Below are 21,434 nucleotides of genomic sequence, written 5' to 3'. Positions count from 1 at the left end.
TTTTTGTTATAATTAATTAGGTGAATCATAATAAATTAGAAAAATAAAAGTAACCGACTTATGAAAACAAAAATCAAAACCCTTTATGAACAAGATTATTATCTTTGGTTAGAAGAAACCGCGAACCTGTTACGAAATAATCAATTAACTGATTTAGATATTCCTAACCTTCTTGAAGAAATTGAAGCAATGGGTAGAAGTGAAAAGCGATCGCTTTATAGTAATCTAAAAATTCTCCTGATGCACTTACTAAAATATCGTTATCAACCTGAAAAACGTTCTAATAGTTGGCGATATACCATAGAAGAACATCGTCAAAGAATTACAGAAGCATTTGAAGATAGTCCAAGTTTAAGAAGATATGCGTTAGAAATGTTTGATAAATGTTATCAAGATGCTAAAAAATTAGCCAGTAAAGAAACAGGTTTGTCTATAGAAGCATTTCCTAATAGTTCTCCGATTAATCTTGAGAAAACATTACACAGTGATTATTTACCTGAATAATAATTTTTTGGTTATTAAGATTACATATTTTTGCTGTATAATTATAAATAGGTACTATAAAAAAAGTTAGAAACCAATTATGACAATTAATTTAGAAAATTATTTTGATTTTTTGTCTAATGATGACATCAGAATAAAAGGCCATCGTATTGGAATTGAAGATGTCCTAAAATATTATTTACAAGGTTATTCTGCCGAGGAAATTATCAGTGAATTACCTACATTAAACTTAGAGAAAATTTATGCAACTTTAACCTATTATTATCAAAATAAACAGTATCTTGACAATTATTTACTACATTTAGAAGAAAAAAGAGAACAAAACTATCAAGAATGGTTAACTAAACCATCACCATTAATTGAACGCTTAAGAGAAGCTAAAGCCAATAAAAGATCAGAAAAATTAGTTTAATTGTGTACTATAATTTTATTATTATATAAAAAATAATTAGATTTAACAAATTTATCTAAACTAATATTAATATTGTTAAGTTAAAATTAAGATATTAGATTACAAAGATAAAGTTCATGAAAATTAATATTGAAATACCAAAAGAATTAGAGCAAGAGTTATCTCAAGAAGCATCCCAAATCAACTTATCCCTATCAGACTATGTTATACATCTTCTTTTAACTAGAAAAGTTTTAAATGAGACACCGAAAACAGGAAAAGACTTAATTGCTTATTGGCAACAAGAAGGTTTAATTAATTGTCGTTCTGATATTAAAAATAGTCAAGAATATGCACGTCAAATACGTTATGAAGCAGAACATCGTAACGAGATATAAATTAGTTCTATATATGTACTAGATACCGATATTTTAATTGATGTTCTTAGAGGTCATCAACCTGCAATTACATGGTTTACAACATTGCAAGATATCCCAAGTATTCCAGGTTTTGTCGTCATGGAACTTATTCAAAATGCAAAAAATAAACAACAAGTTAATCAAGTGTTTAAATTAATTTCACCATTATCAATTATCTGGTTAAATGAGAGTGATTGCAACCAAGCTTTATTAGATTTTAGTCAGTATCATTTATCTGATGGTGTTGGTTTACTAGATGCTTTAATTGCTCATTGTGTTATTAGTAATAACGGGACACTTTGTACTTTTAATGTTAAACATTATAGAGTTATTCCTAATCTAAAAATTATACAACCTTATACTCGTTAAAAATATTTTAGTTGTATTAAACAATTAAAATCCTAATTCTGCTCTTGCGGTTTCGGCTGCTGCAAACACTTCTTCATCAGGTAATTCAGACCAATCTGTTTCCCCGATTTCTGCATAGAATTGTTGATCATAAGCACGAGTTCTAATAACAACTGGCATCGGAACCGCATGACCTAAGATTAAAGCTTGTTGTTTAGAATCTAACTTTGCTAATACTGATCTTAAATTTTGTCCCCCAGAAACTCCCGTAAAAATAGCATCTATATCCTTTTCATCGTTTAATAAACAGGTGATTCTTGTCCCGACTTGTGACATCACTTCATTATCAATTCCTGATGGTCTTTGATCTACGATTAACAGGGTTACAAAATATTTTCGCATCTCCCTAGCAATGGTTCCAAAGATAGTTTGATGCACAATTTTAGAGTCTAAAAAGCGGTGTGCTTCTTCAATAGTAATCACTAATTGTCGAGGGCGATCGCTTGGACTTTTTGTTTGTAGAAATTTCTCAGCTTTCTTGACATAACTGCCATGAATGCGTCGAGTAATCATATTCGTTGCTAACATATAAGAAAGCATATTAGACTGTGAGCCAAACTCAATAACTACGTGCTTTCCTGCATCCAAAGACTCTAACACTTGATTAATATAATTATGAGGGCAAGCTGTGCGTAAATATTTTAAATTATCTAACCGCATCAACTTTCTTTGCAGAGACATAATTGAACCAGCATGACCCTGTTTTTCTTGACAAAATAGTTTAATATCTTCATTAGTCATGTTTAATAATTGCATAATCCATGACTTACCATATTCCGCTTCTAAAATGTTGGCATTATCTAAACTTGCCTCAGAAATTCCTAATTCATGACCCACTAAACGGATGTCTTCGATATCAATTTGATCGTAACTTAAATACAATTCTTGAGCATCACTTACCCCTCTTCTTTTAGTCGACTCAGGATCTAAAGTATAAATTTCTACCTGTCCAGGAAACAATTGACGCAACCCTTTAACGGTAGAAACTTCTTTCCCTTCTTTCATTGCTTCCCACCCATATTCTGAGTGCATATCAAACATTAAATTAACCGCAGCTTGCTTACGAATAATCCCAGAAATTAACAAGCGAGTTAAAAAAGATTTTCCCGTTCCTGACTTCCCAAAAACTCCATTACTTCGCTCAACAAACCGATCTAAATCAATACAAATGGGGACATCCATATCTAAGGGTTTTCCAATGGCAAAATTGCGCCGTGTGGGGTCATCTTCCCAACCAAAAACCGCGCGAAAATCTCTTTCTGACGCTTCATAAACTTGACTAAAATGAGTTGGTATGGTTTTGACGGGAAGGAGTTCGATATCTGCGTTGGTTTGCGCTTGAAACGATCCTAAAGAGGTATCTTCCGGTTGGGAAGGGTTATTTTCTTCTTCTTCTGTGGGGGTAAACATTAACATGGGTGCTAATTCTACGTTTCCATAGGTAGCACTTCCAGCTAACACATCTCGCATAAAAGTGTCTTGGAAACTGGGAGGGTTGGCTAAAATACGGGGGTTAGCAGTTCCTAAAGAAACATCCGTCAGCAAACAGAAAAACCGCGATCGCACCCCTTGTACAACCAAAAATTTTCCCACTCGCATTTGTTCGACGGACACATCAGAATGTAAGCGAACTTCTAACCCTTGTGAAAGGGAACCTTGAACAACCGCACCGAGGGGATGATCTGTCATCGTTAACAGTAACTCATACACTACATATAGGGTTATTACTGATCAGTACAACCCTAGGGGTATTGTATCGCAGAGAACAGGATTATTAATGAATAATGAAGAATTAACAATTAATAGTGAATTATGATTGACTCAGGTTACTTATGCTGATTTATACCTGAAGAAATAGCTTTTTTTTCAGCTTTTTTACTGATATTTTCCGTATTTAAGGTAAATTTATCTTTTTGACTACCTAACCAGCCTAAAACGACTGTTCCTAGGAGAAATGTTACCATTAGAGAGAAAAAGGTTGCATTAGCAGAAATTCCTAGACAAATTAAGCTAATATTGACAAAAATCTTTTGGGTGGAGTTAATACTGGTTTTGTTATTCATTAAGAGTATAATTTTGTTTAAAATATATCCGATTATATACGCACTTAAGTATTTTTGCGGTAAACTTTTTGAAAAGATAAATAATTTTCTTAGAATTAGATAAACGGCGATCTCGAAGAGATCCGCCAAGCGTTACGCTCCTTTTTTGTCATTATCAGTAATTGTTCTAAGGAGTCCCATTGTTCGGTATTAATGTCTTCAATAACCTCATCGAGTTGCTGACGATAACCTTGTAAAGCTTTGAGTAAAGCAGTTTTATTGTATTGAGCCATCATTAACCCTAATTCGGGGTTGCCTCCGCCGACACGACTGGTATCTCTAAACCCGGAACTGGCTAATTGTTGAGCTAAGTTTAATACTGTTGTCTCTTTTTCTCCTAAACAAGCAGCAATTAAACTAGCACTAATCATCACGGGTAAATGGGAAATCCAAGCGACTGCTTGATCGTGATTTTCTGGGGAGCAAGTATAAACTTTTGAGCCTAAAGATTGAACTAAATTTTCTAAAATTTTGATGCTAGTTTTTGGAGTTTTTTCTGTGGGAGTAATGACATAAGGAGCATTTTTAAATAAGTTTTTTTGTGCTGCTTCAATTCCTTGCTCAGCCGTTCCGGCCATGGGATGTCCCCCAACAAAATTAGACCACAAAGGCTCACATTCTTTGACAATAGCTGTTTTAACTGATCCCACATCAGTAATAATAACCTCTGGTCGTAAATTAAAAGTTAACTGTTTCAAGGTTTGATAAATTAAGCCAATGGGAGTACAAAGAAAAATAATATCTACAGTTGATAAAGAATTTATATGAATACTTGCGTGATCAACCACTCCCCTTTCTATTGCTCGCTGACAGGTGCTTTCTTTACGAGAAACACCATAAATAATATGTCCGCGATCGCGTAAATCAAATCCTAGGGAACCCCCAATTAATCCTAAACCAATAATTCCGATTTTCATGTTTAATATTCTCTCATCTGATAATCTTTACAATTAATCGCTTCTTCTGTATTAGCTTGAAAAGGATTGACTGGACATTTTAGACGATAATTATTGGTGAAATATTGGCAATGACTACAAGGAATTTCGTGCATTTTTTTTGCTCTTTTTATAACATCAGCGATTATTCCTATCACACTACTCCCTAACATTATAATAAAAACCCAGGCTATTACGAAACATAGGGGAATGATTAACGGTTGTATAAGGTCAATGAAGCGTACAATTAATGATAACACTTGATTATTTAATCCTCTTCATTTCTATAACTATCTACAGTTTCAACATTAACATTTTTTCTACTGTATCAAGTTAAGAAAATCTGGAGAATTATTATTTTTATAATTAACTGGTAGGTAGAAGATATAGTTTGAAAATTTATGTTTACTCAGCCTACCAGTACCCAGAGTTAAAACTTCTATTCTTTTCTATTCCTAACATTCAAATAAATTAGGATTCTTAGAGAAGTCTTCATTTAGCTGCTTTGAAACATAGGCTAATGATTCAAATCCTGAAGGAATTATTTCTCTTTTTTTTGTTTTTTCTTTATTGATTAATGGATAAAGCAAGGTATATAATTCATTCCAAGAAAGCTCTTTGTGATTGGGAATTATTTTCTTGAATTTTAGAAGATTTTCTATCTTTTTTAAAGCTATTTTTGCTAGTTCATGCTGAGTATAGGTTTCTGAAATAAGGGGAACAGATTTTTTAATTGGATCTCTTTCAATGGCAGCTAAAGCACGACGAACTGCTGAGACGATTTGTGATTTATATTTTCGTTGTCCTGTCCGTTTTTGATACTCTTTTCCGATAGCACTAGAGGCATAAAGAGGAGGTAAACGATTAAGCGCATAGGTAGCTACTTCAACCTTATTGATATAATTTTGGAGTTTTTGGGGATAAATTTTTAGTTGATTTTCAATTTCTTCTTGAACTAATAATTCCATAATATTTACATGAATTTCAGCCCGATTATCTAGAGTAGTTTTCATGAGTTGCTCCTCAAAATAAAAATGATAAACAATCCTAAACTCTCAGTTAGTTTCTAACAAAGTAGAAACTAAACTAAAAATAACTTTAAAAAATAAAACAGCCTTAAAAATACGGTTGTTAATTTTTTTTTGTTTTGTACTTTCCATAATTATACGCAAGAAATCAAAAATTGTCTAATAGTTTTTGAAGAAATTAACTTTACAAAATCTTGATAAAAATCTCCCTTAAGTTTATAAAATCTTTAAAAAAAATACGAGTTTTTACTGAATAACTAATAATCATCAGGATATAATTCTTAACAACTTGGTAGAAACCCCCAAAAAATGCGATAATAGCTATTCGGTAATTGCGAGGAAACCCCGAATGCGACTGTCTCAGATGCTCTTTGTCACCCTACGCGAAGATCCTGCCGAAGCAGAAATACCTAGTCATAAACTGCTATTGAGAGCGGGTTATATTCGTCGTATTGGTAGCGGTATTTATGCTTATTTACCTTTAATGTGGCGTGTATTGCAAAAGGTTTCTCAAATAGTACGAGAAGAAATGAACGCAGCAGGGGCCCAAGAATGTCTCTTACCTCAGTTGCAACCATCGGAGTTATGGAAAGAGTCAGGACGATGGGAAACTTATACTAAAGCAGAAGGAATTATGTTTTCCTTAATTGATCGCCAAGAAAGAGAATTAGGGTTAGGGCCAACCCACGAAGAAGTGATTACAACAGTGGCCAAAGATATGATCCGTTCCTATCGACAATTACCCGTTAATTTATATCAAATTCAAACAAAATTTAGGGATGAAATTCGCCCTCGGTTTGGTTTAATGCGCGGACGAGAATTTATCATGAAAGATGCCTATTCTTTCAACGAAAACGAGGCTAGTTTACAGAAAAGTTACGATGCAATGGATCAAGCTTATCGTAATATTATTAGTCGTTGTGGATTAGCTTATAGAGCCGTAGAAGCTGATTCTGGAGCCATTGGCGGATCAGCTTCCCAAGAATTTATGATCCTAGCAGAAGCAGGAGAAGACGAGGTTTTATATACAGAAGATGGTAAATATGCAGCTAATGTTGAAAAGGCTGTTTCTCTTCCAAAAGATGTCGAACAATCTCCTTTTACTACTTATGAAAAAAAAGAAACTCCCGATTGCAATACTATCGAAAAACTGTGTAAATTTTTAGAATGTTCTTCGACAAATATTGTTAAAAATGTTCTCTATGAAGCGGTTTATGATAATGGAAAAATACTATTGGTTTTAGTTAGTATTCGAGGCGATCAAGAAATTAATGAAGTCAAATTAAACAATGAATTAGTAAAAGTTGCAGATCAGTATCAAGCTACCACCTTATTAGCTTTAACAGTTCTTGATGAAAATGCTCAGAAAAAATGGACAAATAAACCCTTACCAATGGGTTATATTTCCCCTAATTTAGAAGATGAATATATTGCCTCTGGAGAATATATAGAAGGGAAGTTTTTAAGAATCGTTGATAAAACTGTTGTTGACTTAGAAAACTTTGTAACAGGAGCCGATGAAATCAATTATCATATAGTTGGAGGAAACTGGAACAAAGACTTTAAATTACCTCAATTAGTTTGTGATATTAGAACCGCAATGATCGGCGATCGCGCTATTCACGATCGCAGTCAAACCTTAGCCAGTGCAAGGGGGATTGAAGTGGGACATATTTTCCAATTAGGCACTAAATATTCTGAAGCAATGGGAGCAACCTTTACCGACGAAAATGGAGAAGAAAAACCTATTGTAATGGGATGTTACGGTGTAGGAGTGTCCCGTCTAGCGCAGGCTGCCGTCGAACAATCCTATGATAAAGATGGCATTATTTGGCCAGTCGCGATCGCTCCTTATCATGTGATTATTATTGTCCCGAATATTAAAGATAAAAATCAAATAGAAGTAGCAGAAAATCTCTACAATGAATTGAATAAAATCGGCATAGAAACAATGTTAGATGATCGGGATGAACGAGCAGGCGTTAAGTTTAAAGACGCTGATTTAATTGGTATTCCTTATCGGGTAGTGACAGGGCGATCCTTAAAAGCAGGTAAAGTTGAAGTTGTTACTAGAAAAAGCAAAGAATCACAAGAAATTGAAGTAACAAATTTGGTCGAAACTTTACACAATTGGGTAGAACAAGCAAAGGTTAACGATTAATAAAATTTAGATGAGAAAACTTTTTGCATTTTCTCAGGCAGTTCTCAGATAGTCTCACTAACTTGTTGGAAAGATTATCAACTCAATTGTGAATTCTGCCATGATTAATGTATCTACAAATAGTAAAGCATTGTTAACCTTTTTAACTCTTGGTTCCATTGCTACGACAGTATCAACAGCCGAAGCATTGACCCTGAAAGTTGAAATAGAAAATCTTGGCCCTGATGGTGGTGTTGCGCTGACCCCTGTTTGGGTTGGATTTCATGACGGTAGCTTTGATAGTTACAACGGGGGATTATCTTCACAACGTGGTTTAGAGCAAATTGCCGAAGATGGCAATCCTATGACCATATCCGAAGACTTCCTCGATAATTTGACCTATATTGATGATAATGGTACTCCTAGTGATTCTAGTGATGACATTAGTGGCATCTTTTCAACCAATCAAGTCGGAACTCGTGTCGATGGTTCTATTGGTGGAAGTCCTATAGCACCAGGAACTTCAGCGATGAATCTATTTGAAGTAACCCCCGATGATTCTAATCGTTACTTCTCCTATGTGTCGATGGTTCTTCCCTCTAGTGATTATTATGTCGCCAATGGTAATCCTTTAGCCCATAGTTTAACCACTTTATTTACAGGAGAAGAAACCTCAATTTCCTTTGAAATCGGACTTCCTGGAACTGTTGACGACGCAGGAACCGAAATCAATGATTTTGAAACCTCTGCTGGTAATGGGTTATTCGGAATTCCTGGGGGACAAACTGGAGGAAATCAGGGAGCGGATGAAAATGGAGTTAACACCACTGTTAGCGATCCTTTTGCCAATTTCCTCAATAGACCAGCTAATTTTGATATAGACTTTGCTAACCTAGATTTCAACAATGAGGATCTCTATCCCAATGGAATTGCTCGTGTCACTATTAGTGCAGTACCAGAAAACCCCGGACAAGAAATTGAGTCCGTTCCTGAATCATCCACTACTGTTGGTTTAATGGCGATCGCAGGATTATTTTTCTTTGGCAACGGTCTACGTCGTCGTCAAACTCACTAAGTTTCTTAACAAGATACAGAATAGAAGTCAACTTGAGTTGGCTTCTAGTTTAAATGATCAAGCATCAGTTGAAATACATCCACTGAGTTGATAGCCTCTTGTTCTAATAAGTGTGACTGATGGGTAATGAACACGGGACAATCTTGAGGAGACTGGGGTAGGTGTCCATGAGAACCCTTAACCAAATTAGCATCTAAAGGAATCACATCCATTAGATAGCGAAATCCTAATTTCTTCTGCAATAACTTTAAGGCAATTTTGCTCTGAGGAACGGGAATTTGAGGATCAATAAAGAGTTCTACAGGATCATAACCCGGTTTACGATGGATATCAACGGTTCTGGCAAAATCTGGGGCATATCTATCGTCTAACCAGTAATAATAAGTAAACCATGCCTCCGGTTTAGCCACCGCCACCAGTTCCCCTGCACGCTCATGATCGAGATGGTATTTTTGCTTACCCGTCTCATCCAGCACCCAATCAATGCCGTCTATCTCTTCTAACAAACCCTTTACCCTGGGTAATACTGTCGGTTCATTAACATAGACATGAGCGAGTTGATGATCAGCCACGGCAAACGCTTGACTTGCACCAGCATCAAGGAGTTCTAACCCCAACTCCTCACGAATCTGTAATAGTCCGGCTTCCCTCAAGATGCGGTTAATATGAATGGGTTTATTTACAGGGGTGATGCCATATTCAGAGAGAATAATCACCTGAACCCCTTTTTCTTCATAGAAATTGATCAATTCTCCACATAAAGTATCAATTTCTTGGAGATCCTGACTCACTTGTCCCACGTCACAGCCAATTTTTTGCAGACAATAATCGAGATGCGGTAAATAAATTAACGTTAAGGTAGGACTAACCCGATTTTCTACCCATTTCGCTGATTCAGCAATCCATTGACTAGATTCAACGGAGGTTGCTGGTCCCCAAAACTTAAACAAGGGAAACGATCCGAGTTCAGCCTGAAGTTGGGGGCGTAAATCGGCAGGTTGAGTGTAAATATCAGGAATTTTACGCCCATCGGCAGGATACATAGGACGAGGCGTTACTCCATAGTCCACCGTGGAGTACATATTGTACCACCAAAACAAATTAGCGCAGGTAAAGGAAGGATCGATTTTTCGGGCTACATCCCAAATTTTAGGAGCTTGTACCAGCTTATTAGACTGTCGCCAAAACTTAACTTCACATTCATCCCGAAAATACCAACCGTTGCCCACAATACCAGTTTTGTTCGGCCATTGTCCAGTTAAATAGGTACTTTGGGCGGTACAAGTAACGGCCGGGAGAACGGGTTTAATGGTCGCAACCTGTCCTTGGCTCATCCAACGTTTGAGGTTAGGGGTTTGTTCACTTATTAATCGTAAACTCAAACCAACCACATTGATAACAACTGTTCTTTTCATATTATTTAAACCAAAGTCTTATAAAGAGGCTAAAATCCATTCATATTCCCGTTTGATAGAGGTAAATATATCCAGTTTCATTTCTGGTGGCAAAACTTCCCAAGTGTAGGTTTCAATTTCGAGGTGGTTGCACTGGGGAGCTTGGGACAGTTGTTGAAGAATGTCAATAATATGATCTTGGGTAGAAGCAAACGGGGGATAGCGATCGATGAAAATGGGAACATGGAAATGGGTTCGCCATTCCGTTGCAGAGGTATTCATTAACTTAGGGAGCGCATCCTGAAGGTCTGGATAATGATGCAGTGTCCCAGATGACCCTTTTTCAATGACCTGATGGAGATACGTGGACTCAGCAAACGGTTTTAGGTGTTGTCTTAAAACTTTTCGCTGTGCTTGATCTGGGGGAATAGGAATACGAATGGCTGAACTGATTTGAAACTTACCAATGGCAATACCAGCCTTCTGAAACTTGGCTAAAGCGATCGCAGGATCTTCATATTCCACTGCAAAATGACAGGTATCATAACAGACTCGAATGTGTCGTCGGAGCCATGTCTCGGCTATGGTGCTTGTCACCCCATACTTTTGCTGGAGGTATCTTGGCCCTACCGATAAAAGCCAGTTTTGGAAAAAGGCGATCACTTCATCGGTGTTTTCAAGGAGCGCATCGGGTTCGGGTTCGAGATCCAAATGCAGCAGTTTTCCTGTCTCCTCTTCTACTTGAGCCATCTGTGCAGCCATTTCGGCTAATTGAAAGCTACTCCCCTCAAAAATCGTCGGAAGTTGATCGGGGTTAGACTGCCACCAAGGTTTATAGGATAAAGGCATGGTAGAAATGCCTCCATCTATGGCTTCTGGCAACAATTTTGCTAATATTTTCACCAAACTTTGAGTATAGGTCAAGCGATCGCCTTCGGACCAGTCGGGACGATAAACCTGATCTTTGACCACTTGACGATGAAAGCCACCGTAAGGAAATCCGTTTAAAGTAAAGACATAACAGTCTTCACTGGTTAACCAATACTTGAGTTGGTCTAAATTATCTTCCTGTAGTAGTTCCTCGCTTGCTGTACTGGCCAAACGGAGTCCAATGCCAAAAGGTGCATCGGGAGCCAGTTCGTTTTTGAGTTTTGGGATATAAGTTTTTAGGTTGTCAAAGACATTCTCCCAATCTTCTCCTGGGTGAATGTTACTGCAGTAGGTTAGATGATAAGGGCGATCGCCGTTTTTAGTTGGATGTATCAACATTTTCAGTTAAGACGATTTTAACGACAGAGTTTCTAAAATTGCGATCGCTTCTCGATAACGATCAAAACTAACATGGTGAACTTCTAACCCGGTACCGATGTCTTGAAGCAGCATCAACGTCAGTTCCCCTCCTAAATGTTCCTGAAATTCCTTTAACCCAGCAAACAAGGAGTCAGGATGATCAGGACGATCAAGATGTGTCGAAAGTTCTGGCACATAAAGGGCAAACCCCAGAGTTTTTAAAGTATGACAAATGCTTTCCCAGTCAGCTTTTGAGAGCAGTTGAGAGAGATAAGAATAAGTACAGTCGAGGGCAATGCCAATGGCTACAGCTTCCCCGTGACGGAGACTATAACGGGTGAGAGACTCTAAACGATGGGCTACCCAATGGCCAAAATCGAGAGGCCGAGATGATCCCATTTCAAACGGATCCCCTTGTCCTGCAATGTGAGCCATGTGTAGTTGGGCGCAGCGATAGATTAGCTGTTGCATCGGAGCCATAGCTCGATTAGCGATCGCTTTAGCTTGTGCCTCTATTTCCTCAAAAAAACCGGCATCCTTGATCAGAGCAACCTTAATCGCTTCAGCTACGCCACCCCGCCAGTCCCGATCATCGAGGGTTGTTAAAAAGGTGAAATCGTTTAACACCGCATAGGGTGGGGCAAAGGTTCCTAAAAAGTTCTTTTTGCCGAAGGTATTGACCCCATTCTTCACCCCTACCCCAGAGTCATTCTGAGCCAATACCGTTGTAGGAACCCGAATGAGACGAATACCTCGATGGGTGGTGGCCGCTACATAACCGACCAGATCCAGCATTGCACCTCCTCCGATGGCCACGACGTAAGAGTGACGACATAACCCTGTGCGATTCAGTTGGTTTTGTAAATATTTAATCAAAGCTGGTTCATTTTTGGCCGTTTCCCCACCAGGGACAACAATGGGAGCAGCCTTTAACTTGAGTAAGTTAGGGTGTTTTTGGCTATACTGCTCGATTTGGCCCGATAGATGAGGATGATGAGGGAGTAACCCCTCATCAACAATGACAACCAACTTTCTAGCACCTTTTTGACCATCCGCAGCAATCATTTCAGCAAACAGAGGATTGTTAGGGTGAAATAATTGTTCTGTAAAATAAACATCGTATTGAAACGTTACGGCAAACTGTTGTCGAATGGGTGAAGGAATATTGGATTTAAGGGACTGATTAATAGACGATTTAAAGGGTTTAGAAAAACTGGTGATCACAAGGAACCTCTAGGAAATTTAAGGAATACAGAAGTCAGAAGATAAATAGAAAAGAAGGGGATAAACTAGGTGACAGCAAATAAATTCCCTAAGAGACGGGATAGGATTAGAAGAAAGAGGACGGCTAAACCATAAATCCAGCCAGCAAAACCGGCAGCCACAGCAGAATCTAAAACAATTAAGGAAAGTACCCCCGATTTCACAGCTTTCTGCACTGTCATCGGACTGGGATCTTGGGCTGCTTTGATAAAAGCTGGTAACACCAACCAAGCAAACAACACAGCAAAAGGAAAACAATAACGCCAGTGGTAAACTTCTAGAGTTCCTAACCCTAAAACACCAAAGACCACCAGCAAAGCTAGGATAATAGCCAAGAGTCCTGTTGACTGTTTTCCCCCTTGCACTTCCCCCTGGCTAACTGCAGTGACGGCAGCAATATAAACAATAGGAATGAATACCAAAAACCATCGTTCCGATAGCATTGTCGGCATGACACTGATTCCCAGGAGTAGATTTCCTCCTCGGCATAAACCCATATTCAACGGTCCCAACCACTGATGATGCTTGCCGAAACCATCATAAATCAAGGCAGCCATAGCGACAGCGATCGCAATGACGGCACTAACTATCCCTACTTGGGCGGCCGCTAAAATACCTATCCCTAGTAATCCACTTCCTAAAATAATGGCTGCTCTCAAAGAAACATTACCCCTAGGCAGTGGACGTTCAGGCCGTTCAACCCGATCTAATTCCAGGTCAAAAACATCGTTAAAGACCACACCACCCCCATAAAGCCCACTGGTAGCAAGCAGTAACCAGAGCAAGGGGGTAAGTTCGTCGGTTGTCAAATTACCAGCCCAGACATCGGCCATAATACTCACTCCCCCAGCAGCAGCATAACCCACTAAAATATCTGCCCAAGCCGTCACAATATTAGCCGGTCGCATCAACTGTAAATAACCCCAGATCGAGGGTGACTTAATTGCTTGTGTTTGCATCATTAATTACCTCGCCTTTTCACTCCTGCCTTCTTTTAACGAATAATGATTGATTCTTGAAACGGTTTCTCTACCATAGGGGTTTGTCCTCGCAGCACTGAGTTACCCTCATAGAGTTGTCGCTGATCGATCGCCGTAGGTTCGAGCCAGTGTTCTTCTTTCATTTCTCCGCTTTGACCATAGGCTTTAAGGGCGTTGCCGTAACAAACTGCTTTGACCTGAGTTTCGGGAATATTGCTTTCTAACATCAGTTGAGCGGTTTTCGGAACAGCCAGAGGATCGCTCATTCCCCAGTCTGCTGCACTATCAATAATGATGCGATCGCTTCCATACTTCTTAACCAGTTCTACCATGCGCTCGTTGCCCATTTTTGTATTGGGATATATAGAAAAAGCACACCAGAAACCGCGATCAAGCACTTCGTCTACCGTTTCTTCATTAGCATGATCAATAATCACCTGCAACGGGTCTAACCCTTCGTCTAGACAAATATCCATGCTACGACTGGTTCCTTCTTTTTTGTTACGGTGAGGAGTGTGGACTAAAACCAGTTTGTCTAGTTCTTTGGCCAGTTTTAACTGGAGACGAAAATATTTTTCTTCGGCCTCGGTCATATCATCAAAGCCGACTTCTCCTAAGGCCACGACTCCTTCTTTGCAAGCATACAAAGGCAACAACTCCATCACCTGTTCGGCCAATGGTTCGTTATTGGCTTCTTTGGGGTTAATAGAAATGGTGCAGTAATGTCGAATGCCAAATTGTTCGGCTCGAAACCGTTCCCACCCAATCAAGCTATTAAAATAATCTTGAAAGGTTCCTACGTGGGTACGAGGTTGGCCCAGCCAAAATGAGGGTTCAATAATAGCAACTACTCCGTACTCTTTCATGACGAGATAGTCGTAAGTGGTACGTGAGGTCATGTGAATGTGGGGATCAATGACCATCATATTGTCGATTAGCATTGTATTTTCTCCAGTTTTATTATGAATCAGTTTTATAAGTAGTCGGACATGAACATAGTTAACTGTCTCAAGAAATGTAAATAACTTTTGAAAGCAAAAGGCAAATTAAAGCCCTGTTTCTCATTGTTTATACAGTTTCCCTGCTCCCTGCTCCCTTGCCCACTTCACAGTAACGTTTATTGTTGTCCTGATACTTATTGCTTGGGGCTTAATTAAAGATGGGTTCTACTAAAACCATCCCAGGTGAGTTGCCCCTGTTCAATTTCTTGTTTTATGGTGGGGACAATATTTAATAGGATTTGTGCCTCAGCAGAACCCCCAAAACAAGCCAAAGCAGCAGCTTGCTGCTCAAACCGTTCCCCTTCCTTGAGTACCTTTTCTAAGTCTGCAAGGATTTGACCTTCTGTAAATGAACCCATCCCTCGCCACAATTGGGGGTTAACGCTACGACCCGCAGACCATCGCTCATGGGCATAGTCAGAAAGCATTTTTGCTAATTTAGCATTGACACGGGAGTCCAGTCCTTGAATTTGACTGAGATGACTCTCCACAAACAAGGCTTTAAGAACCATTTGGTTCCAAGCTGCTTCTTCAAAATAGTCCGCCGGATAGGGATTGTGCAGTGCGATCGCATTGAAAACCGTTACCATATTGGTGCGTAGTCCTTCAATGGCTCTTGCTTTAAACTGTTCTGGATAGGGCAACACGGGAAGACTTTGATACAAGGCGATTTGTTCAGCCACATCCGCAGCCGAAAAGAGCTTTTCAACAGAAGCTAGATAATCATCAGCATCCTCTTTATGAAAATTCAGCAGTAAAAGGGTTCGCACTGTTTGATCCACAGTCCAATGCCCTGGCATCCATCCTGAGCGAAGTTGATGGGCTATGGCCAACTCCTCTTGGCTTAAACTTAAGTTGGCTTTACCTACTTGACGAGCCGTTTGACTAAACCCGATGAATAAGGTTTGTTGTGATTGGTTTTCTGACAACTTCTCTATTGTCCAATGCAGCCAAGTTAAGGCGGACTTATTTAACTGCTTTTCTAAGCAACTCTGAAGATAGTTAATAATGCTCTTGGTTTGTGGTGTTTTGGTAGGGTGTTGAATAGATGCAATCATAATGGTTTAAATTTGTGTAAAAAGTTATCAAGAAACAGAATGATTGTGTGATAATTTTCAATTCAGGATTTTTCTGGTCTTACCCCGTTGCCACCACAAGAAACCCACTGCAGCTAATGCAATCAGCGTTCCTAAAAATTCCCTAGTTAGTTCCACTTGGGGATTGACTGGGGACATACTATGATTGGCTATACTAAAACTTCCACTGGTTAGATTAGCCATAAAGCCAGGTATGGTAACACTTAATTGATAGGAACAAAAAAAAGCAAACAACAGATAGAGTAGTTTAGGAAAAAGCTTTCTTATGGCCAACCCAAACAGGAATGCCACCAGTCCATAAAATATCATCCACATCCATACATCCATAACGCTAGGATTGAAATAGACTTCAGCGTTATTGTCCTCATGCTGTAGCCAGGCAAAAATAACAAATGATATAACTCCAAAAGAGTTTAATACATTGAAAATTTTTCGATTCATAGGATTTCACTCTCTCACCACTGAATGGTTACCGATTTGGTAGAATTAAATTAATAGTTAAGATGCGCTCTTAGTAGAGTTCGGTTTAAGAAAGGGAGGAAATAGGAGAGAATTGTTACTCCAACCCCCACACCTTTGTCGTATAATTTTGTCTTATGGCGAACTCAAGTTACTTAAGAGCGTTTGCCTTTTTTTCTAAGAAGTGTCATTAAACCGAATGCAACTGTCGTACCAAGAACACCGGTAGGTTCAGGTACTGAGACTGTCTCAAAATCTAATTCTACAGAAATCGGATTTGCATTACCTTGTCTTAACCACATGGAATAGGTTCCCGCTTTTAAAGGAAGATCAAATCCTATTGCTCCTGCTTGCGAGTTTTGAGGTAAAGCTAAGTTAAGCAGGCTCTGTTCAAGTGTGGCTTGGTTCGGTAGCCCTGCATAAACACCTTCATCCACTTCTGCCTGAAAATAATCCTCGTCTATGCCACCATTTTCGGGTGTTAGATTAGATATTGCCATCTCTTCTAAAATTTTATTAGTGCCAACTTGGGTGCTTCTTAGATGGGACCAACCTAACAGTCCTGTGGCTTGGAATCCTGCTGGGTTACTATTAGGAAAGGTGAAGTCAAAAACATCTCCCTCTTTGATACCAATGAAAGCAATATCTTCAAAAGGGTCTACGACCCAGTCATTAAGAACGATCGCTTTTAAGGCCTGTCCTTTATCTACGGTAAAGGTAAAATAATCTAAACCGACTCCACCGTCGTTAAAGAATGAGGCTCTGAGGGTGTTTACCCCTGGTATTAATGAACCTAAGTCAGTTGGGTCTAACCGATCATCAGATAAGTCGTCATAACTCATACCACCTTCTTCATCATAAAAGCCAGGAGTAGGAGACATGGTAAACGCATTAGTTACACTGGGAAAACTGATAGCAACCATTCCTGTAGTAATTGCTAAAGAAAATGTCTTTAGTAAGTGTTTCACGATACAAAATCTCCAAAAAGTGAATAATTGGTGAATAAATTGTTTGTATCTTAGAAAATTTTTCGTGAATTATCCACCTCAGTAACATTAAAAAAATATAAATGACATTATGTCAAATTTAGACATATAAAAATAATATTTGCTTATTGGTGAGTAACAAAAAAGCTGTAAAATCCTATTATATTGCTATTATCAGGGTTTACTTATAAAATAATCATTTATAATAAACTATAATCATCTATCGATAAAATAGATAATACAAGTAACTATTATCATATTTTTATGACAATAGTTTAACTACTTTCTTTCTTGTACAAAAATTAGTTAATATGGTATTTGAAAATTTAGTTTCTTAACTAATTATTAACCTGAGTTCGGATTGATGGTGATAAACAATGGGTAAATTTACAGTCAATCCTCATAGATTATTGAATATCAATGATAGAAAAAGAAGAGCTTTAGGATAAATTTAATCCATCTCTTCTTTGAAAAAATAGATTTTAAAATTAATTAAAGATGCTTGTCAACAGCTTCTTTAAAAGTTTCATAACTCGCTTTACCTACCAGATGTTCAACCACTTCTCCCTTCTTGAAAATGAGAACAGCAGGAATACTTTTGATTCCATATTTTTTGGCATTTTCTTTGTTTTTATCAAGGTCTAGCTTAAATACATTGACCCTGCCTTCATATTCTTCTGCTAAGCGGTCAATTAAGGGACTGATGACACGACAAGGTCCGCACCAAGTTGCTGTATAATCAACCACCATTGTTTCTGAATCGGCTAACAATTGTTCAAAATTGTTATCTTCTATAAATGTAGCTGTTGTCATAATAAATCTCCTTAAATTAGAGTAGACTAAATTAAGAGAATTAAGCTTAATTAATTTTTTTCGTTTTGCCTAGGAAAATTTATCACATTTTTTAATACATAAATTTCCTAACAAGACTAAACCTAGTTTAAGACTGAATTTCATTGGGAAAGCTTGATATTCAAGAAAATAATCAATTTATTAACTAAAACTAAAAACTATCACGATAAAATTAGAATGACTTGGTAATCATAGCTTTCTTCTCTTATTTAATTTGTTTCTATATTACACCCTTTGAGCCACTATTCTAAACTTTAAGCACAATAAGGTAAATAAAAATACTACTTTAATTTCATAGTACGGCTGATTTATCACTTATTTTCAGGTAAAGAAGGGCGAAAAGATAAATAGATTAAAGTTCCTAATAAAGGAATTAAACTGACTGTCCAAAATAGGGCATCACTTTTTAGATTTCTTCGTAACATATCATCTTTAATAATAAAGGGAAAAATCAAACAAAGACAGAGTAAATCTAAACTCATCACATTAATAAATCGTCGAGTTTGCCATTCTTGAATAAAGTTTGACCAGTTACCAGTTATGAAACCCCAAGTAATAAAAACAATGAGAGCTATACTTAAAACAATATGGAGTAAACGGGAATCAGCTAGTTTAATCAGTAGGTTTTTTTCGCCACTAAACTTAGGATTAGGTTCCCGTAAAATTAAGTAAGGAATAACTGCAAAAGTCCCAACTGCTAAAGAAGCGATCGCAAACGGCCAAGCAACTATTTTTTGTTCCCTTCCATCAATAAACAAAAGATTAGCATAAATTACAGTAACCAGGCCAATGCTATTAAATACAGCAATAATTAAAGGATTAATATTGTCCCAATTTCCAGTTGATAAATTTTTGATCAATTCTATAGTATCTGGTTGACCAGGAGGTGCTAATAGAAAACCATAAATAATAAATCCTACCCACAGTAAACCAAGAAAAACTTTTGCGATCATTTTTATTCTCTGTTTTTAACTATTAAAATATAACATAACTTGACTTCAGAGTATTTTTTTAATTATAATTTCTATTTTCACTGAGCCATTGATCAATATCTTTTAAAACTTTTTCGGGTATTTCCCAAGGAAAAAGATGAGCATGATTAGGGTAACAAATATATTGAGAATTCCGTAAATGATTTGCTGTTTCTTTACTTGATTGTGCCGTGATGTGTCGATCTTCTGAACCAGCTAAAACTAAGCAAGGAATATCAATTTTATCTAATTCTTCAAGACGATTATATCTTGCTTTTAAAGCATTTGATAAAGCTTGATTAGCAGATTGAGATGTTTGTAAATAGGCTTTGACTCCATACTTTGCTAAATATTTATAAGCGATAGGAGTTTGTTGACCAATTAAATAACGAAATAAAGACTTTTTAGCAAAGGTATTAATATTCCATTGCCATCCAGGTTTCAGATAGTTTAAAATTCCTGCGATTCCTGCATAAACTAACTCTTGATTACTAACTTTAGGATGATTTCCATAGGGTCGTGCAGCAGAAGCAATTAACATCAAACCTGTAAATTTTTCGGGATATTGTAAAATTAATTCTAAGGCTAAAATTCCCCCTAAAGACCATCCTAATAAAAGACATTGCTCGATGTTAAAATCATCTAATAATTCCTTTAAATCAATCAGATGATCTTCCATTTCAAACTGTTTTCTATAACGACTGTTTCCATATCCTCGTAAGTCAGGAGATATGGTTAGAAACCGTTCAGAAAGATGATCCGTAAACACCGATAAACTATGACCAGAACCCGGATGACCATGTAAACATAAAATTGGATACCCTTGACCTTTAATAGTGATGTTAAGTTTCATTGAATAATTAATAATGAGTAATCAATAATTAAATAATTTAGGTTTTAAGTCTATTCTTTAAAAAAGAAAAATAATTTTTTCTTCTTTTTAAGAAACGATAATTATCAAGAAAACAATTTAATCCAACCCCGATTAAAAGCAAACTCTAAACAAACACGAGTAACCATAAAACAAATAATACTTTCTATTCCTAAGATAGCTAATTGTCCTAAATGATGGAAAATATCAGAAGACATTTCCACCGGAACCAACCCCCTAACTAACCCAAAGGCCAACACTGCACCATCTTTTAAATGACCATTCTGATCAGTGCGAATAATGTAACGATAAGTAACAGCAAAGAGAAACCCACTAATAAATGCGATCGCTACTTTAACCCCTAAACTAATGACATCAGCAACCGAAACATCCCAAGTGCTGTAATTAATGGCTAAGATGAAGACATAGGCTACTGTAAAAGCCATTCCCCCTAAATATCCTGCTTTGACCGACTCAATACGTTCTAAGTTTGACATTGTAATTGATTCTACTATCCACAACCTCACCAAATAGAAGTATCATAGTTTGTGTCGTTTTGATACTCACGTCATTTTACAGACATAAATCGCTATGGATATTTTAGCTCTCGGTTGGGTTAGCGTGTTAGCTTTATTCACTTGGTCTATTGCTATGGTTGTCTGGGGACGTAACGGTTTCTAGCACTGTGGAAACATCTTATTTGCTCAATATACTCTTTCTCACTGGCTTTGTGTTACTCATTTTGGTCAGTGGGGGGATACTCTACCTAACAACCGTAGAATGGCGCGATCGCCGTCGTCAAGACCGAGATAAAAAAAGCAGACGCTAAACCCTGGAGGGGACAAATATTGTCCTCTCTCCTTTTTTTAGTTATCAGTCATCAGTTGTCAGTTAAATTTATTGGTTACTGTTCACTGTACATTCACCCAGATAGGTGAGTGTGAACCCCTAACATGGATGAAGTAATCACCCAAGGCTCAGAGGTATTCTAGTAAATGTAGAAGGCACAGAAAATTGAAAGCCACTACAGGAGTGTGAAACCATGTCGATTAAAAAAATAGCATTTGACACAGTTGTTATTGTTGCGTTCTTAATGGGGACAGGTTTCCTTTTTAACTATATCTTGGGAACTTCCTTCTCTAATCCTCTCGTCAGTAATACTATTACTACAGAAGAACAAGCTTAAGTGCTGTCACGAGTTGATGATTAAATATTAGAAATCGCTTCAGATTAACCTTGCTAGTTCACCCAAATAGATGAAGACCACA

At 37.5% G+C, this 21,434-nt stretch carries 26 protein-coding genes; 9 read left to right on the top strand and 17 right to left on the bottom strand.

Annotation, left to right across the window (positions count from 1 at the left end; all coding sequences use genetic code 11):
* Window positions 1–60 precede the first annotated feature (60 nt).
* The 4 genes from CY0110_RS20175 (at window position 61) to CY0110_RS20160 (ending at window position 1,683) form a co-directional block, all read left to right on the top strand.
* Entirely contained in the window at window positions 61–504 is a 444-nt protein-coding gene (locus tag CY0110_RS20175) for a DUF29 domain-containing protein (RefSeq protein WP_008277397.1), read from the top strand.
* Between the two features lie 85 nt (window positions 505–589).
* Window positions 590–916: a DUF433 domain-containing protein gene (locus CY0110_RS20170; protein ID WP_035800142.1), complete on the top strand. Its 327-nt coding sequence runs from the start codon at window positions 590–592 to the stop codon at window positions 914–916.
* Between the two features lie 116 nt (window positions 917–1,032).
* Window positions 1,033–1,293, top strand: coding sequence for a hypothetical protein (locus tag CY0110_RS20165; RefSeq protein ID WP_008277395.1), 261 nt, complete (start codon window positions 1,033–1,035; stop codon window positions 1,291–1,293).
* The gene (locus CY0110_RS20160) at window positions 1,294–1,683 is read left to right on the top strand and encodes a PIN domain-containing protein (RefSeq protein ID WP_332306410.1); all 390 of its coding nucleotides are present in this window, start codon (window positions 1,294–1,296) and stop codon (window positions 1,681–1,683) included.
* Between the two features lie 24 nt (window positions 1,684–1,707).
* Here the strand turns inward: CY0110_RS20160 and CY0110_RS20155 are convergent, their stop codons facing one another.
* The 5 genes from CY0110_RS20155 to CY0110_RS20135 all read right to left on the bottom strand — a co-directional run bounded on the left by CY0110_RS20155 (window position 1,708) and on the right by CY0110_RS20135 (window position 5,772).
* On the bottom strand, window positions 1,708–3,411 hold the full coding sequence (locus tag CY0110_RS20155) for a helicase HerA domain-containing protein (RefSeq protein WP_008277393.1): 1,704 nt from the start codon (window positions 3,409–3,411) through the stop codon (window positions 1,708–1,710).
* Between the two features lie 137 nt (window positions 3,412–3,548).
* Window positions 3,549–3,785: a hypothetical protein gene (locus CY0110_RS20150; RefSeq protein WP_008277392.1), complete on the bottom strand. Its 237-nt coding sequence runs from the start codon at window positions 3,783–3,785 to the stop codon at window positions 3,549–3,551.
* Between the two features lie 95 nt (window positions 3,786–3,880).
* Window positions 3,881–4,741 (bottom strand): prephenate/arogenate dehydrogenase, encoded by an 861-nt coding sequence (locus CY0110_RS20145; RefSeq protein ID WP_008277391.1) that lies wholly within the window; start codon window positions 4,739–4,741, stop codon window positions 3,881–3,883.
* 2 nt (window positions 4,742–4,743) lie between these two features.
* Window positions 4,744–4,875: a hypothetical protein gene (locus CY0110_RS31550; protein WP_008277390.1), complete on the bottom strand. Its 132-nt coding sequence runs from the start codon at window positions 4,873–4,875 to the stop codon at window positions 4,744–4,746.
* Window positions 4,876–5,214: 339 nt separating this feature from the next.
* Window positions 5,215–5,772 carry a late competence development ComFB family protein gene (locus CY0110_RS20135; protein WP_008277389.1) on the bottom strand — a complete coding sequence of 186 codons (558 nt, stop codon included), beginning with the start codon at window positions 5,770–5,772 and terminating at the stop codon, window positions 5,215–5,217.
* Between the two features lie 364 nt (window positions 5,773–6,136).
* On the opposite strand from CY0110_RS20135, the gene proS reads away from it, so the two are divergent.
* Together proS and CY0110_RS20125 are read left to right on the top strand one after the other, a co-directional pair.
* Complete coding sequence (gene proS / locus CY0110_RS20130; RefSeq protein ID WP_035800131.1) at window positions 6,137–7,948, top strand: proline--tRNA ligase; 1,812 nt, start codon at window positions 6,137–6,139, stop codon at window positions 7,946–7,948.
* Window positions 7,949–8,048: 100 nt separating this feature from the next.
* On the top strand, window positions 8,049–9,002 hold the full coding sequence (locus CY0110_RS20125) for a spondin domain-containing protein (protein WP_008277386.1): 954 nt from the start codon (window positions 8,049–8,051) through the stop codon (window positions 9,000–9,002).
* 44 nt (window positions 9,003–9,046) lie between these two features.
* On the opposite strand, the gene CY0110_RS20120 is transcribed toward CY0110_RS20125, so the two are convergent.
* From CY0110_RS20120 to CY0110_RS20065, 12 genes are all read right to left on the bottom strand, one after another.
* Complete coding sequence (locus tag CY0110_RS20120; protein ID WP_008277385.1) at window positions 9,047–10,417, bottom strand: alkaline phosphatase family protein; 1,371 nt, start codon at window positions 10,415–10,417, stop codon at window positions 9,047–9,049.
* Window positions 10,418–10,435: 18 nt separating this feature from the next.
* Window positions 10,436–11,665, bottom strand: coding sequence for a metabolite traffic protein EboE (eboE, locus tag CY0110_RS20115; protein ID WP_008277384.1), 1,230 nt, complete (start codon window positions 11,663–11,665; stop codon window positions 10,436–10,438).
* Between the two features lie 6 nt (window positions 11,666–11,671).
* Window positions 11,672–12,910 carry a 3-dehydroquinate synthase gene (locus CY0110_RS20110; protein WP_008277383.1) on the bottom strand — a complete coding sequence of 413 codons (1,239 nt, stop codon included), beginning with the start codon at window positions 12,908–12,910 and terminating at the stop codon, window positions 11,672–11,674.
* A 65-nt stretch (window positions 12,911–12,975) separates the two neighbouring features.
* Entirely contained in the window at window positions 12,976–13,908 is a 933-nt protein-coding gene (gene eboC / locus CY0110_RS20105) for a UbiA-like protein EboC (RefSeq protein ID WP_008277382.1), read from the bottom strand.
* A 35-nt stretch (window positions 13,909–13,943) separates the two neighbouring features.
* Window positions 13,944–14,870 (bottom strand): TatD family hydrolase, encoded by a 927-nt coding sequence (locus CY0110_RS20100; RefSeq protein ID WP_008277381.1) that lies wholly within the window; start codon window positions 14,868–14,870, stop codon window positions 13,944–13,946.
* A 212-nt stretch (window positions 14,871–15,082) separates the two neighbouring features.
* On the bottom strand, window positions 15,083–15,988 hold the full coding sequence (locus tag CY0110_RS20095; protein ID WP_008277380.1) for an EboA family metabolite traffic protein: 906 nt from the start codon (window positions 15,986–15,988) through the stop codon (window positions 15,083–15,085).
* Between the two features lie 57 nt (window positions 15,989–16,045).
* Complete coding sequence (locus CY0110_RS20090) at window positions 16,046–16,468, bottom strand: transmembrane 220 family protein (RefSeq protein WP_008277379.1); 423 nt, start codon at window positions 16,466–16,468, stop codon at window positions 16,046–16,048.
* A gap of 173 nt (window positions 16,469–16,641) precedes the next feature.
* A complete protein-coding gene (locus tag CY0110_RS20085; RefSeq protein WP_008277378.1) occupies window positions 16,642–17,454 on the bottom strand; it encodes a hypothetical protein in 813 nt (270 codons plus the stop codon).
* A 510-nt stretch (window positions 17,455–17,964) separates the two neighbouring features.
* Complete coding sequence (gene trxA, locus CY0110_RS20080) at window positions 17,965–18,285, bottom strand: thioredoxin (RefSeq protein ID WP_008277377.1); 321 nt, start codon at window positions 18,283–18,285, stop codon at window positions 17,965–17,967.
* 350 nt (window positions 18,286–18,635) lie between these two features.
* Window positions 18,636–19,277, bottom strand: a complete 642-nt coding sequence (locus tag CY0110_RS20075) for a hypothetical protein (protein WP_008277376.1) — start codon at window positions 19,275–19,277, stop codon at window positions 18,636–18,638.
* 58 nt (window positions 19,278–19,335) lie between these two features.
* Complete coding sequence (locus CY0110_RS20070) at window positions 19,336–20,148, bottom strand: alpha/beta fold hydrolase (protein ID WP_008277375.1); 813 nt, start codon at window positions 20,146–20,148, stop codon at window positions 19,336–19,338.
* Between the two features lie 104 nt (window positions 20,149–20,252).
* Window positions 20,253–20,663 carry a hypothetical protein gene (locus tag CY0110_RS20065; protein WP_008277374.1) on the bottom strand — a complete coding sequence of 137 codons (411 nt, stop codon included), beginning with the start codon at window positions 20,661–20,663 and terminating at the stop codon, window positions 20,253–20,255.
* Window positions 20,664–20,757: 94 nt separating this feature from the next.
* On the opposite strand from CY0110_RS20065, the gene petN reads away from it, so the two are divergent.
* From petN to CY0110_RS30485, 3 genes are all read left to right on the top strand, one after another.
* Window positions 20,758–20,847: a cytochrome b6-f complex subunit PetN gene (gene petN, locus CY0110_RS20060; RefSeq protein ID WP_008277373.1), complete on the top strand. Its 90-nt coding sequence runs from the start codon at window positions 20,758–20,760 to the stop codon at window positions 20,845–20,847.
* A 4-nt stretch (window positions 20,848–20,851) separates the two neighbouring features.
* A complete protein-coding gene (locus CY0110_RS30490; protein ID WP_198139221.1) occupies window positions 20,852–20,995 on the top strand; it encodes a hypothetical protein in 144 nt (47 codons plus the stop codon).
* A gap of 213 nt (window positions 20,996–21,208) precedes the next feature.
* Window positions 21,209–21,352, top strand: a complete 144-nt coding sequence (locus tag CY0110_RS30485; protein WP_198139219.1) for a hypothetical protein — start codon at window positions 21,209–21,211, stop codon at window positions 21,350–21,352.
* Window positions 21,353–21,434: the final 82 nt, after the last annotated feature.

This window comes from Crocosphaera chwakensis CCY0110, assembly GCF_000169335.1.
Taxonomy (GTDB): Bacteria; Cyanobacteriota; Cyanobacteriia; order Cyanobacteriales; family Microcystaceae; genus Crocosphaera; species Crocosphaera chwakensis.
This window is presented reverse-complemented; position numbering and strand designations above follow the sequence as displayed.